This is a genomic window from Psychrobacillus sp. AK 1817, from assembly GCF_008807035.1.
Lineage (GTDB): Bacteria > Bacillota > Bacilli > Bacillales_A > Planococcaceae > Psychrobacillus > Psychrobacillus faecigallinarum.
Map to the genome: position 1 here is coordinate 465,567 of NZ_CP031739.1, position 14,418 is coordinate 479,984.

The 14,418-nt window shown below is 36.6% G+C and carries 17 protein-coding genes; 4 read left to right on the forward strand and 13 right to left on the reverse strand.

Going from position 1 to position 14,418, the window contains the following annotated elements; genetic code table 11:
* The first annotated feature begins 39 nt into the window (after window positions 1-39).
* The gene (locus D0S48_RS02380) at window positions 40-456 is read left to right on the forward strand and encodes a ribosomal maturation YjgA family protein (protein WP_225321670.1); all 417 of its coding nucleotides are present in this window, start codon (window positions 40-42) and stop codon (window positions 454-456) included.
* A 15-nt stretch (window positions 457-471) separates the two neighbouring features.
* On the opposite strand, the gene D0S48_RS02385 is transcribed toward D0S48_RS02380, so the two are convergent.
* The 5 genes from D0S48_RS02385 to D0S48_RS02400 form a co-directional block, all read right to left on the reverse strand.
* Entirely contained in the window at window positions 472-939 is a 468-nt protein-coding gene (locus tag D0S48_RS02385) for a GNAT family N-acetyltransferase (RefSeq protein ID WP_151109843.1), read from the reverse strand.
* 182 nt (window positions 940-1,121) lie between these two features.
* Window positions 1,122-1,280 (reverse strand): putative holin-like toxin, encoded by a 159-nt coding sequence (locus D0S48_RS21245; RefSeq protein WP_225321671.1) that lies wholly within the window; start codon window positions 1,278-1,280, stop codon window positions 1,122-1,124.
* 66 nt (window positions 1,281-1,346) lie between these two features.
* Window positions 1,347-1,853: a GNAT family N-acetyltransferase gene (locus tag D0S48_RS02390; RefSeq protein ID WP_151109845.1), complete on the reverse strand. Its 507-nt coding sequence runs from the start codon at window positions 1,851-1,853 to the stop codon at window positions 1,347-1,349.
* A 201-nt stretch (window positions 1,854-2,054) separates the two neighbouring features.
* On the reverse strand, window positions 2,055-3,185 hold the full coding sequence (locus D0S48_RS02395; protein ID WP_191963854.1) for a copper resistance D family protein: 1,131 nt from the start codon (window positions 3,183-3,185) through the stop codon (window positions 2,055-2,057).
* Window positions 3,186-3,313: 128 nt separating this feature from the next.
* Window positions 3,314-3,667 (reverse strand): copper resistance CopC family protein, encoded by a 354-nt coding sequence (locus tag D0S48_RS02400; protein WP_151109849.1) that lies wholly within the window; start codon window positions 3,665-3,667, stop codon window positions 3,314-3,316.
* Between the two features lie 184 nt (window positions 3,668-3,851).
* Here D0S48_RS02400 and D0S48_RS02405 point away from each other — a divergent pair, with 184 nt between their 5' ends.
* Window positions 3,852-4,076, forward strand: coding sequence for a hypothetical protein (locus D0S48_RS02405; RefSeq protein ID WP_151109851.1), 225 nt, complete (start codon window positions 3,852-3,854; stop codon window positions 4,074-4,076).
* On the opposite strand, the gene D0S48_RS02410 is transcribed toward D0S48_RS02405, so the two are convergent.
* The 3 genes from D0S48_RS02410 to parE are packed head-to-tail and all read right to left on the reverse strand — an operon-like array spanning window position 4,052 to window position 9,674.
* Window positions 4,052-5,260, reverse strand: coding sequence for an MFS transporter (locus D0S48_RS02410; RefSeq protein ID WP_151113666.1), 1,209 nt, complete (start codon window positions 5,258-5,260; stop codon window positions 4,052-4,054). The two genes, D0S48_RS02405 and D0S48_RS02410, sit on opposite strands and share 25 nt — an antisense overlap.
* Window positions 5,261-5,277: 17 nt before the next feature.
* Window positions 5,278-7,707, reverse strand: a complete 2,430-nt coding sequence (gene parC, locus D0S48_RS02415; protein WP_151109853.1) for a DNA topoisomerase IV subunit A — start codon at window positions 7,705-7,707, stop codon at window positions 5,278-5,280.
* Window positions 7,704-9,674, reverse strand: a complete 1,971-nt coding sequence (gene parE / locus D0S48_RS02420; protein ID WP_144536445.1) for a DNA topoisomerase IV subunit B — start codon at window positions 9,672-9,674, stop codon at window positions 7,704-7,706. Before parE ends, parC begins: the two co-directional genes overlap by 4 nt.
* Before the next feature lie 466 nt (window positions 9,675-10,140).
* Here parE and plsY point away from each other — a divergent pair, with 466 nt between their 5' ends.
* Together plsY and D0S48_RS02430 are read left to right on the forward strand one after the other, a co-directional pair.
* A complete protein-coding gene (gene plsY, locus D0S48_RS02425) occupies window positions 10,141-10,746 on the forward strand; it encodes a glycerol-3-phosphate 1-O-acyltransferase PlsY (RefSeq protein WP_144536447.1) in 606 nt (201 codons plus the stop codon).
* A gap of 117 nt (window positions 10,747-10,863) precedes the next feature.
* Entirely contained in the window at window positions 10,864-11,157 is a 294-nt protein-coding gene (locus D0S48_RS02430; RefSeq protein WP_144536449.1) for a HesB/YadR/YfhF family protein, read from the forward strand.
* Window positions 11,158-11,385: 228 nt separating this feature from the next.
* On the opposite strand, the gene D0S48_RS02435 is transcribed toward D0S48_RS02430, so the two are convergent.
* Genes D0S48_RS02435 through fabG form a run of 5 tightly spaced genes read right to left on the reverse strand, consistent with a single transcriptional unit; the run spans window position 11,386 to window position 14,417 of the window.
* A complete protein-coding gene (locus D0S48_RS02435; RefSeq protein ID WP_151109855.1) occupies window positions 11,386-11,691 on the reverse strand; it encodes a hypothetical protein in 306 nt (101 codons plus the stop codon).
* 2 nt (window positions 11,692-11,693) lie between these two features.
* Window positions 11,694-12,116, reverse strand: a complete 423-nt coding sequence (locus D0S48_RS02440) for an acyl-CoA thioesterase (RefSeq protein WP_144537192.1) — start codon at window positions 12,114-12,116, stop codon at window positions 11,694-11,696.
* Window positions 12,117-12,173: 57 nt separating this feature from the next.
* A complete protein-coding gene (locus D0S48_RS21250) occupies window positions 12,174-13,046 on the reverse strand; it encodes a class I adenylate-forming enzyme family protein (protein ID WP_370455718.1) in 873 nt (290 codons plus the stop codon).
* Between the two features lie 5 nt (window positions 13,047-13,051).
* On the reverse strand, window positions 13,052-13,657 hold the full coding sequence (locus tag D0S48_RS21255) for an AMP-binding protein (RefSeq protein WP_370455719.1): 606 nt from the start codon (window positions 13,655-13,657) through the stop codon (window positions 13,052-13,054).
* A gap of 19 nt (window positions 13,658-13,676) precedes the next feature.
* Window positions 13,677-14,417, reverse strand: a complete 741-nt coding sequence (gene fabG, locus D0S48_RS02450) for a 3-oxoacyl-ACP reductase FabG (RefSeq protein ID WP_151109857.1) — start codon at window positions 14,415-14,417, stop codon at window positions 13,677-13,679.
* Window position 14,418: the final 1 nt, after the last annotated feature.

A 14,418-nucleotide genomic window follows, 5' to 3' on the forward strand; every position in this document is an offset into this window, starting at 1 on the left:
ACTACTATTCACATTTTCAACATATTTATTTTATAGGGAGTGATTTCCTTGAACCAAATCTTTCGCAATCAATTAACGTATTTGGCACTTACTTTTCTCATGATATTGTTAGGATTAGCTTCTAGAATATATGGTTATTTGCTTTTTGATGTGTTAGAGCTAAATGCTGGAGATGCACTTTGGGCAGCTATGGTTTATTTTGGAGTACGATTTATTTTAGTTACTAGACCTCCGAAGTTTTCCTTATTGGTAAGCTTAATATTTTGTTTTGCAATTGAGTTTAGCCAGATATACCAAGGAGAGTGGATTAATAGTATCCGAGGAACAACACTAGGAGCCTTAATCTTAGGGAGAGGATTTTTAATCGTGGATCTTTGGAGATATACATTAGGGGTTAGCATAGCCTATGTGCTTGATATGATATTAAAGAAGTTCTTTATAAAATCCACCACCTAAGTGTGAGTACCCTTACTAAAACTGAAAGATACTAACAAAATAATCGTCTACGGGAAAATCACCTAAATAATTTAGGCCACAGCCATTATAAAAATCCTTGAGCTTGTTATTTCCGGCCCAGCAATCTAAATACATATCTCTATTTTGTTCTACAGAAATAGATTGACAGTACTCTATAATAGATGCACCAATGTTTTTTCCTTGGTATTCAGGTATAATTGCGATTCTGCCTACGTATAAACTATTTTCCCTGATTGAGAGATTATTCAATTGAAGGATTGGTTTAATTATAAAAGTTCCAACAATATCATTTTCTATCTCGTATTTAAATACTTGCCCTTGTGCTATTTGATCTTCCACTTCAGAGATTGGCCACGGATAAGTCCATTGCTTAATATCTTTACTTAATAGCTTTAAGGTTGCTTTATTCAAAATGTCAAGAATTGTAGCAATGTCATTTTTTTCTGCCAGTTTAATATTCATATGAACACTCCCTTTAAATTGATACTCACTATAAATATTGGTATAATTAGGTCAATAAATGTATAAAATAAAAAACCGCTTAGATGTTGGTAGCATCCAAACGGTAAAATAGACTAGTTCCCTTCAATGGGGATTGGCTCTTAAGGCAAAGTAACCCATCCGAGCGCTAACTCATAGGTGGGTTACTTTTTTTGTGTCATTGAAAGAGCCAAAGTAATTAAAGCAATAATTAGCGAACCAAAGCTAATCATTATTACAAGCGATTCAAATACAGTCAAAAAGGCAGCACCTCCCCTCTGTCTGAATTTACCGTGACAAAAGGGGTTGTATGTGCCAACCACCCATGAGATTACTAATCTATTTGCTACCTATTATATCTTATATTGCAACTATATTTAAATTTTTTCTTAATCTTTACCAGTTAAAAAGCTTCTTCTCTCTAATAATACTACATCTCTCCAAACTCCATTAAGTTTCCCGATTTTTTTTCGAGTACCGACTATCTCAAAACTATGTTTTCTATGTAAATGTATGCTCCCTTCATTCTCGGGAAAAATCATGGATTGGATTGTCCAAAATCCTTGTTGCTCACTATCCTCTATTAGATGCTTGAGTAGCTTTCCACCAATGCCCATACCAGTAGATGAACCGTATAGATAAATACTTACTTCAGCAACGCCAGAAAAGGCTTTTCGGCTTGAAATCGGACTAAGGGCAGCCCAACCTACCACTTTCTCTTTAAACGTCGCTACGAACCTACATTTGACTGTATGGCTAGCATCCCACTCTTCCCATGTTGGAGCCTCTGTTTGAAAGGTAGCATTACCTGTTTGTATTCCCTCTATAAAAATCTCACGCACATCGTCCCAATCGCCTTCAATCATTTTTCTAATGACTATTTCTTTATGATTCATTCATTATCCCTTCATTTCTAAATATGTTTTCTCATATTATAAGACAAGCAATCTATCTAAATAAGTTTTTTCAAGTTTTTTCTCATGAAATTAATTCAACTTTCATTTTGATTTGATGGATATCCATCTATCTACGATATTTATTATACAAATAAAAAACACTTCCTAAAGGGTTAGATCCCTTTTAAGAAGTGTTTTCTTTTAATATGCTACGACGCTATAAGATAGCGCTAATAATGCACATACGACTAGTAAAATACTCATGATGAATGAGAACAATGGCGGCATCTTTTTCGTAAAGGAATAGATACTGATTACTAGAAATGCCACTGCTAGAATACCTAATGATATCCCTTTAAAATTGGCAACAATATCCACTGTTAAAGGAACTAAAGAGCCCTGACCAGAAGGTAAAATGCCGTAAGCTTGTAAAAATGTATCTTTACTTAACGATGCATTGTTATGTGGCGGTTCCTGCTGACTCATAGCCCCAGTAGCAGCAAAAATTGCTAGCACAATAATTGATTCCAGCTTAGTCCAAGGTCTTGGATCCAGTTTTTCCTTCTTTCCAAGCTTTCTTTTCATCAAAATCCCATTAATGAAGGCATATCCTATTAACGGAAGGATGAACAAATGTTTGATGAGCAGGCTTTGGCCATATGGCTGTAACCACGAGTTTGGATATTCAGATATATTCATTGAGTAATTCATTAATGAAAGACCAGTAACGGTAATAATGGCAAAACAAAACAATGCCGTTACATGGAACCAATTTAAAAAAGGGATCCAATTCTCTTTGTTTTTAGAAAACCAAGCGACTATTATTAATATACCAACCCAAACGATAACAGTGCTAAAGTGAATAAAATGTGTAATAAAGCCTTGTATACCATATACTGCATGCGAATGGGTAGTCCAACTCATCGCTGCAACTATACCAAACAATAATAGGATTCCAATTATATAATAGATAGGAGTATTTCTATTATCAAATAAGTAAATAAAGAATCCAAGAATGATTGTTAAAATAACAGTTACAATCCAAGCTTTTCCTATTTCAAAAGTTAGCAACAATGATTTTAATACATATAAAAAAGTGTATTCCTCTAGCAAATAAACCATTAGATTTAATATTGGCATGAAGGAAAATACTGCTATTCCAGCGAGGGCTATTAGTTTAAACTTTTTAGAAACTAAAATTGCAGGTTTTAAATCAGTTGGAATTAAAGAAAATATGAAGCTGCCCATTAACAATGCAAAGCAGGAATATAGTATGGCCTCGCTAATTGTTGATAGAAACATCATCATTTCTTCTTGCGTCCATTCATCCACCATATACTAACAACTATTACTAAAGCTAATACGATAATCATACTTTAGTTTCATTAATAGGAGCAGTCTCTTTATCTTCAGTCTCTTTAACTTGTGACTCTTCTTCAGTCACTTGCACTGGAGTTTCCTCAACAGGAAGATTTACAGCAAATGTTGAGGTCTCCTTGAATTGGATGGCCATCAGCTCCAATTATATTCCACGTCAATGTGTATTCGCCATTTTCCATCCCATCTACAGAACCAGTCATAATATCATCAACTACTACAATATTTTTAACCGGAACCTCTACATTATTTGCTCCTTGTATTTTAAATGAACTTGTTTGTTCAATTTTTGTTAAAAAGGTAAGTGTAATTTCTTCTATCGGATCAGTAACAGTACTTCCGTTAGAGGGATTTGAACTTTCTAATCCCGTATGGGCAAATGCTTTCCCTCCAATTACCAGTAAACAGATAGTGACTAAAAATATGATTTTTTTCATTCTATTACCTCCAAAATATTATGTAGGTATTGTTATGTATACTTTCGAATTTAACAGTACCTTAGATTAATGTAGTGCTTACTATTACTTATACCACAATCTAAAGAAATATGTTAAAGATTGAATTTTACAATCACTTTCTTTAATATAGAAGGAGAAAATTATTTTAAAGGGAGAGAACTATATGGCCAAATCAAATGCCAAGAAAAAAAGATTACATCAGTTGAGAACAACCGGTAAAGATGTGTCATCGATGAGAAACGAAGTAGATTTTAGTACTCATGTAAGAGTGACTAAGACTAAAAAGGAAAAACTACTTCACTATAATAACAAACATAAAAAGCATTTCCAGCAAGGTGTACACCTCGAGGGAAATGCTTTTTATTATGTTCTTGCAGTTGGAATCTGAAAAGAAAGCTTTCTCCTTTGAATTTGTAAAAGGAAAACAATTGTTAGCCCTATACTAAATACTCCGAAAATCACCATCATATAAGCAAGACCTATCAAATCTAGCATTGCTCCAGTGGACAATAAGACAATTTGGAAAGAAACTCGGTCCAACATATTGCGAAAGGAGAAAAAACGACCATGATACTCTTTAGACACTTGCTTTTGGAAAATAGTCAGTGCTGTAGGATAAAAGCAGCCTATGGAAAAACCAAATAAAGCAAAGCTTACTAATGTTAAGAATGGATTTGCAACAAAGTACATAGACATTTCAGCAAAACCAATGATGAAAACAAATGTAAAAAGAATAGATTTTGTACTATATCTTTTTCCAATGTACTTAATAGCCAAGGTCCCAACCATAAAAGCAACACCCTCCACTGCATAAATGATGCCCTTGATAGAAGATGAGTCCTGAATCTCACTAATATTAATGACAATCAGGTTAAACGACCCTAAAAACAAAACAGGTATCAATGTTAAAAAGAGTGTCAGCAATACAGGAGTATTACCCTTAAGCATAGGAAAAACTTCTTTAAACCCATCCGTTCTCGGTCCATTAGTAATGATCACTTTATCCGTTCCAGCTTCATCAATTCGAAGCATAAAAGAAAATACTAATATGCCTAGATAAGCCATCAAGGAAATAATATACAATGATTGAATAGGCCAGTAAACAAGTGCAAGTCCCCCTATCGCAGTACCAGCAACTCTAGCAATGGTCGACACATTCATATGCCAGCCATTTAACTGCAGTAAATCTTCATCTTTAACAATTAACGGCAGCGTTGCCTGTAAAGCTGGGAAGTAAAAAGATGCTGACACCTGTAGGCATATTAAAAACAATAACATCCACCATATGGAACCAGTTGCAATAGCAACGAACATAAAAAACACACTAAACACTCTACCAATACCAGAAACAATTAGTACCGTCTTTTTGTTTGATTGGTCAATTATTCTACCCGCTAGTGGTCCAACAAGGATTCCGGCAAGCAAACCACTAGCGAGCAGCAAGGACTTATGAAAATCTGAAGGAACCTTTTCCTGCATAAATTCCAAGTTTCCTATGATTCCGCTCCAAAGCCCTAAACCAGCAATTAATTCCCCTATAAGAACAATCCAAACATTCCTATTTCTCCACATATCCCTTTTCCCATCTTTTAGGATTCTTCTACTGGTTTCTTCCATACTCGAAGAAGCTGCCCATCTTTCTCTGTATCTATTACAAATGATCCGTTAGAATAACGATCTGTCGGACGGAAGCTATTCACTTCAATTATTTCTTGATGTCCTCTTTCTGTTTCCACTACTAAACCTTCTGATTTGTTTGCCAAAACAACAGTAAATACGCGATGGGCGTTTGTTTTTAATTCTCGAAGCGTGACAAGTCCCCGTTTCGCGCGAACGCCAGGCTCAACTTCTGAAAGATGCATTCTCTTCACAGATCCACGATGAGTAATTAACATAATATCATCATTGCTTTGTTGTGGTACTACATTCACACTAACAACATAATCCTCATCTTTTAGATTGATGCCTTTAACCCCACTGGTTTTAACCCCTGTGATTGGCACTTCGTCTAAGGAGAAGCGAACAGAATAGCTCAAATGAGTAGTCATTAGTATTTCATCAGAAGGTGCCACTAGCTGAGCTAATATTAGCTCATCAGTCGCCTTTAATTTAATGGTTTTAATTGGTCGTGCATATCTTTGGACTACATAATCTGAAAGAAGAGATCGTTTTATTTGTCCTTCTTTAGTTGCAGTTAAAACACATAAGTCTAAATCAAATGAGTCAATGCCTATTACATTTATAATTGTTTCATTTGACTCGAGAGGTACGATACTAGATATATGCTGTCCTAGATCCTTCCAGCGGATATCCGGCAACTCGTGCACTGGTTGATAAATATAGTTTCCTTTGGAAGTAAACAACAGAAGGTGATGCTGCGTGTTGATTGACTCCTGATATAGCTGGTAATCGGACTCTTTTATAGCAAAGTCCTGTCCATTGGATGCATTAAATGATCTCAAGCTCGTGCGTTTAATATAACCATCCTTTGTAACGGTAACGATAACCTCTTCAGAAGGGATTAGCACATCTAGTGTTACCTTTATCTCTTCTATTTCATTTTCAATAACGGATTTACGCTGTTCAGCAAACTGCTTACGAACAACTTGCAACTCTTTCTTGATGGTCTTCATCAATACAGATTCCTTAGCAAGGATACTTTCAAGATTTTTTATAAGATCATTTAACTTAATCTCTTCCTCTTGAAGCTCGGTTATATCTGTATTAGTTAAGCGGTAAAGCTGCAAGGAAACAATAGCCTCTGCCTGTGCTTCAGAAAAATCATATGATTTTATCAAATTGTTTTTCGCATCTTTTTTATCCTTGGATGCACGTATCGTCTTAATAACCTTGTCTAAAATAGATAAGGCTTTCATAAGACCAGAGACGATATGAAGGCGCTCTTCTGCTTTTTTCAAATCATGAATTGTTCTACGAGTAACCACTTCTTTTTGATGATTGATGTACGCATCAAGTAGTAAAGGCAATGTCATCATGGTAGGTCTACGATTGTGAATTGCGATCATATTAAAGTTATAAGTTATTTGAAGATCAGTGTTTTTAAATAAGTATTGTAATATGCCATGAGCATCAATTTCTTTTTTCATCTCTATCACAATACGTAAACCAGTTCGATCTGATTCATCCCGAACATCTGCGATTCCATCTAATCTTTTATCTAAACGTTGTTCATCTATTTTTTTGACCAAGTTAGCTTTGTTGATTTCATAAGGAATTTCTGTGATGACAATTTGTTCTTTGCCGCCTTTAATCGTTTCTATTTCTGCCTTAGAACGTACAACGATTTTCCCTTTGCCGGTTTCGTATGCCTTTTTAATACCTTCAACACCTTGAATTATGCCGCCTGTTGGAAAATCCGGTCCTTTAATAACAGTCATAAGCTCATCCACTGTACATGCTGGGTTTTCCATACGCATTAAAACTGCATCTAGCGCTTCATGTAGAGCATGTGGAGGTATGTCTGTCGCATATCCAGCAGAAATACCAGTGGCACCATTTACTAGTAGATTAGGAAAACGGGCAGGTAGAACGAGTGGCTCCATGTCAGAGTCATCAAAGTTTGGTATATAGTCAACCGTATTCTTATTAATATCTCTTAATAGTTCATGTGAGATTGCAGAAAGTCTTGCTTCTGTATAACGCATAGCAGCGGGTGGATCTCCATCCACTGAACCGTTGTTACCATGCATTTCAACAAGCATATGACGTAGCTTCCAGTCCTGACTCATGCGGACCATCGCTTCATAAACAGAGGAATCACCATGTGGATGGTAGTTACCAATTACTGTTCCAACTGTTTTAGCTGACTTTCGGAAGGGTTTGTCGTTTGTATTCCCTTCTTGAAGCATCGCAAATAAGATACGACGCTGAACAGGCTTAAGACCATCTCGGGCGTCGGGTAATGCACGGTCTTGAATGATGTATTTGCTATAACGTCCAAACCGATCACCTATTACTTCTTCTAAGGGTAAATTTTGATATTTTTCGGTTTGTGTCATACTAATTCATCCTCCGTGTGAATTCTGTCATTTTCTAAGATGTTAGAATCATCGTCTAAACTAAAGTTTACGTTTGCTTCTATCCATTTTCTACGTGGCTCTACTTTGTCACCCATTAGTGTAGTCACTTGTCTCTCCGCTCGAGCACCGTCTTCAATAGTTACTCGTATTAATGTACGAGTGTCAGGGTTCATCGTCGTGTCCCACAATTGATCGGCATTCATTTCACCAAGACCTTTATAACGTTGCAGCATTACACCTTTTCCGATTCTTTCCATAGCAACATCGAGCTCTTTTTCCGTCCATGCATACTCAAAGACCTCTTTTTTGCCCATTCCCTTATATACCTTATATAGAGGAGGCATAGCAATATAAATGTTGCCATTTTCGATCAATGGCTTCATATAGCGATAAAAGAACGTGAGTAATAAAACCTGAATATGTGCTCCATCCGTATCGGCATCAGTCATAATAACAATTTTGTCGTATGCAATATCCTCTATTTTAAAATCTGCTCCAACTCCGCCACCAATTGCATGAATGATAGTAGCAATCTCAATATTTTTCATGATATCGGTTAGCTTTGCCTTTTCTGTGTTTATAACTTTTCCTCGGAGGGGTAAGATTGCCTGGAAAGTTCTGTCTCTACCTTGCTTCGCAGATCCACCTGCAGAATCTCCCTCTACGAGATATAATTCATTTTTCTTAGCGTTTCTTGATTGAGCTGGAGTTAGTTTACCTGATAATAACTCGGAAGGCTTACGTTTTTTCCCATTTCGAGCATCTTCACGTGCTTTTCTAGCTGCTTCACGAGCATGTTGAGCTCTAATTGCCTTACGAATTAAAGAAGCAGATAGCTCGGAGTTTTCCTCGAGGATATACTGTAGCTTTTCAGATACTACAGCGTCAACAGCACTTCTTGCCTCACTCGTACCTAATTTCCCTTTTGTTTGTCCTTCAAATTGTAAAAGATTTTCTGGTATTCGAAGAGATATGATTGCTGAAATCCCTTCACGAATATCCGAACCATCTAAATTTTTATCTTTTTCCTTCAATAAGCCTGATTTTCTAGCATAGTCGTTGAACACACGCGTTAAAGCCGACTTAGCACCTGTTTCGTGTGTCCCGCCATCTCTTGTTCTTACGTTGTTAACAAAAGATAAAATAGTTTCTGAATATCCATCATTGAATTGGAAAGCAAACTCTACTTCAATCTCTTCATGGTTTCCTTCCATATAAAAAACTGGATGTAAAACGTCTTTTTCTTCATTTAAGTAAGCTACGAAAGCTTCTATTCCTGTTTCAAAGAAGAAAACGTCATGAGACTCCGTACGTTCATCAATCAGTTCAATTTTTAAACCTTTTAATAGAAAGGCTGATTCTCTAAGTCTTTCGCATAATGTTTCATAATTATATTTAGTGGTAGAGAAAATTTTGCTATCTGGCAAGAAGTGAACAGAAGTCCCTGTTTCTTTCGTTGCGCCAATTTGAGTTAAAGACTGTACTACTTTTCCTCCGTCCTCAAAGCGTTGAGCAAATTTTTTACCATCTCTATGAATTACTACATCTACATAAGAAGAGAGAGCGTTTACTACAGAAGCACCTACACCATGTAGACCCCCACTTGTTTTATATCCACCTTGTCCAAATTTACCACCTGCATGTAACACAGTAAAAATAACCTCTGCAGTGGGAATACCCGTTTTATGCATTCCAGTTGGCATACCTCGGCCAAAATCTCTCACTGTAATACTTTGATCTTGGTGTATAGTGACGATAATATGATCACCGAATCCAGCAAGGCTTTCATCCACCGCATTGTCTACAATCTCGTATACTAAATGGTGAAGACCTCTTGCATCCGTAGATCCAATATACATTCCTGGTCTTTTTCTTACGGCCTCCAAGCCTTCTAACACCTGAATATCATCATCGCCATAGCTTGTTAAATTATTATTTTTACTCAATTCGTTCCCCCAAAAAAACAAAACGTTTGTTCTTTTTCTATTTTAAGCCTACAAACAGATTGTCATTATGTCAATAGCGCTGAAGGACAGGCCAGACTTCAATTGTAGTGAAAGTTCAATTAGAATGCAATCTACCCTTTTCTTGCATTCTCTATTCACCTAAATAATTCCTTCTTTACTTTTAAACAAAGCTTCTAACATATGTTTAAAAGAACAATCGTATAATTAGTATATCGTAAAAACTTGGATTATTTCAGTAGGAAACTTTTTAAAAGTTAAGATTTGGTCCTTCTGTGAGTTAAGTCATACTAAAATTCTGTAATATTGCTACAGTCATACTAAATGTGCACAAACTCTTATGTATATCTGTATTTATCCTCTTTTCTTGTCATTGAATAAAAACTCATGTACATGGTAAAATAAGAAAGTTATCATATTATCAGTAGATAAATAGAAGGAGCACACTATGACAATAATCATTTTACTTTTACTTGCTTACATAATTGGATCAATCCCATCTGGGCTATGGGTTGGTAAGCTATTTTATAACATTGATATACGAGAGCATGGTAGTGGTAATTTAGGTGGAACTAACACTTTTCGGACACTTGGTAAAAAAGCTGGTTTAGTAGTTACAATAATGGATATTCTTAAAGGAACTGCTGCTACCCTATTAGGCTTCCTTCCGTTCTTTGCTTCAGCAAATGTACATCCTCTTATTTTAGGAATAATAGCGGTGATTGGACATATCTATCCTGTTTTCGCTGGATTTAAGGGTGGTAAGGCAGTTGCTACTTCAGGTGGTATTCTTCTAGGTTATAATTGGCCGATTTTCGTAATATTAGTTTTAGGATTTTTTATTATCTTAAAAATAACGAAAATGGTTTCATTAACATCGATGTGCTTAGCGATTATAGCAATTATTTATTCTATAGTTTATTATTTTACAGTGGAAAAGGACTGGCCGTTAATCGTTATTGTGTCGTTACTTGCTATATTCATTTTATATCGTCATCGTGCCAATATCGAGCGTATTAAAAATGGGACTGAGCCAAAAGTTAAGTGGATTTAAATTTTTGCGACAGAGACACTCTTTATTGTTAGACAAATTCTTTGTGGATTGTACTAAAATAATATAGACTAAACTCATGAAAAACAGCGAAAATATAAAGAAAGCTTGGTGGTTCAGATGAAAATCAATATCTCGACAGATGCTTTGAAATGGTTCCATGAGGAAATGGAAGCGGACAAAGGTGATAAAATTCGTTTCTACGCACGTTATGGAGGAGCAAGTCCTATGCATGAGGCCTTTTCTCTAGGTGTAACGAAGGATACTCCATTTGAACCGTCTGTAACTCTCATGCATGAGGACATCATGTTTTTTATAGAGGAAAGAGATGAATGGTATTTCAATGGCCATGATCTTTACGTAACATTCAACGACCAATCAAATGAACTTGAATATTCCTACAAGAAAAGCTAAAAAGAGGATGGTAATCTTACCATCTTCTTTTCTTTTAATAGATGAACGGTCGCAAAGTTTTCTATCCGGTTATAAAAAATTCTATCGGGCCATAAGTACCGAGTGAACGGTCATAAAAATTTCTATCCGGTCATAAATCTTTGCTAACCGGTCATTAACACGATCTCCAACTAAAAAAACAAGTCGAAATGTTCATCCGACTTGTTTTTTTAGTTAAAACTTGTAATTTTACTGCACGAAACGAAACCTTCTCAACTGCTCCAATAAACCTTCTTTTTTCATAATCTCATATTCATACTTTCCAAACAAATCAAAATGAGGGTATGCTTCCTTATAATCGATCCATTCTTCTTTTAAATCATACTGCTTACCCCAATCAATGAGCTTAGCAATATCGCTACAGCCCACCTTAGTTACTGTATTACATCCAGGAAAGCGTTCATCTGTCCAATAATGAGTTAAAAAAGCGATTTGTTTGTTTTCTACTGCTTGCTTCCAGCTTGTCAACTCTTCCCTCTTTATACCGAATGCCACGATTAGGATTCCTTCACAATTTCTTTATACTTACTATCCCAAGCCGCATCGATCTTTGCAAGCGCCACTGGTTTAAAATCTTCCTTACGAACCACGACATGCTCCGTTGTTGCAGTAGAAGACAGTGTTCCATCCGTATGTACAATTTCATAGCCATAGGTTGTTCTTAGTTTTCCATGCTTTTCAATCCATGTGCGTACTTTAACATTGTCTCCGTATTTTACAGGAGCTTTATAATTTATATTTACATTGGTTACTGGTGATAAGTATCCGTCTTTCTCTAAACCAGCATAGGAGAAGCCCAAATCTTGTATAAGCTGAGTTCGCCCCATTTCTAACCAAACTAAATAGTTTGCATGATACACTACTCCCATTTGATCGGTTTCTGCGTATCGCACTTCAATTTCTTTTTCACTTATGAACATATCCTTAGTCACCTCACCTTTATTATACAAAAAGACAGCAAAAAAAGCTGTAAAGGGTTACTTTACAGCCTTCAAAGCCATCTCTTTTAATGTTTTTTTATCAATTTTACCTACATCTGTCCTCGGCAGTTCCTCTAAAAAGTATATTTTCTTAGGAACCTTATAGCTACCTAGCGTTGCTTTACAATAAGCGATAAGCTCCTGTTCTGATTGCGGAGAGCTAGCGTAAGAGATAAAAGCAGTGACACATTCTCCCCACTTATCGTCCTCTATTCCAAGTACGGCAGCTTCTCTAACGTTAGGATGCTCAGCAAGAAGTTGTTCTATCTCTATAGGGTAAATATTCTCTCCTCCAGAGATAATCATTTCTTTTTTACGGCCAACTATGAAGAAATCACCTTCTTCATCAAACATCGCAAGGTCCCCCGTTTTTAACCATTTCCCTTCAAACGTGTTCACCGTTTCCTGTTCATTATTCCAGTATTGCTTAAAAACATGCCTTCCCGAAACATATAGTTCTCCAACTTCATTTGATTGACAAGGTTTCCCGTATTCATTTATTACCTTTACTTCATTGAATTGCATACACTTGCCTACTGTCCCCTTTTTGAGCCTTGCTAGCTGGGGATCGATAAAGAAGTTGTTTGGTCCTGCCTCGGTCAGGCCATAGCCTTCCTTAAACAAAATTCCCATTTTTTCAAACCTATTATATATAGCTCGAGGACAAGGTGCACCTCCTGACAAAAAACACTTAACTGTCGGAAAGATAGACTTCTTTATATATTCTGTATCAAGCATAGCCTGGTACATTGTCGGAACAAATAACGAAAGAGTAGTCTTGTAGATATCCAAGAACTTTAAAGCTTCCTCTGCTTGGAATCTTTTACCTGTAACTACAGTGCCTCCCGCCATTAAAATAGGAATGCACAATGCATTTAGTCCCCCGTATGAAACATAGGCATATAGTTTAGTGTGCAATCTTCGTCATTTAATCCCCAGCTGATAATAGTATTGATAGCATTCCAATTCACATTATCAAATGATAGAACTGCACCCTTTGGACTTCCCGTTGTTCCTCCCGTATAAATAATGAGCCATGGGTCATCCGGTTTCCAATCAGTGTTAAAATGAAAATCACTGTTATGGGAAACTGTTACACTCGATAACAAAAACGTTTTATAAGTTGGGAAAAATTCGCTCAATTCTATATGATTTTCATCATAAATGATCGTCACCGGAGAGCAATTATTTAGTATATCCTGTAATTCGTTAGTGCTTAGTCGATAATTCAACGGGACATATATTAGCCCCTTCAAGCCACAAGCAAATAATATGGCAAATAGCTCAATTCTATTTTGAGAAAGCACGGCTATTCTATCCCCGGCTTCAAATCCCTGACTTTCAAAATAATTGGCCCATCCTTTTATTTGTTCCCATAATGTATGGTAGGTCCATACTTTGCCACTACTGCTATCTATTAAAGCGTTCTTGCTTGGAGAGAGGATTGCCCTCTTATAAATCCATGCCTGTTCAGTAAACATCTTGGCAACGCACCTTTCCTTACATCATGATACCGCCATCCACTTGTAATACATGTCCGTGTACGTAACTAGATTCATCGGAAGCTAAAAATAAATAAGCGTTCGCAATATCTTGTGGCTCGGCCAGACGCTGTAGAGCTACAACAGACTTCATCTGTTCAATGATTTTATCTGGCATCTTCGCTACCATTTTCGTCGCAGTAAAGCCAGGAGCTACCGCATTCACATTAATCCCTTTTCTACCTAATTCTTTTGCCCATGTTTTAGTCATCCCTACTACGGCTGCCTTTGAAGCCGCATAATTGGTCTGGCCCACGTTTCCATAAACCCCGCTGACCGAGGAAGTACTGATGATTTTTCCGTATTGATTTGCTACCATGTGAGGAACAACAGCCTGTGTACAGTTAAACACGCCTTTTAGATTGACGTCTAAAACTTGGCTGAATTCCTCTGCCGTCATCTTAGTTAACATGGCATCACGAGTAATTCCCGCATTATTTATCAAAATGTGGATCTCTCCAAATTGCTCCAGCGTTTGTTCCACCATTGCATCTACACTTTCCCGATTCGCCACATCCACTTGGATAAATACTGCATTATAGCCCTTTTCTCTCATTTCTTTTTCTAGAGATTTCCCCGCACTCTGATCAAAATCAGCTAAAACCACCTTTGCTCCTTCTTCTGCAAAGCGTTGAACTGCTGCAGAACCAATACCGTTAGCTGCTCCAGTAATAATAGCAACCTTATTTTGAATTCCCATA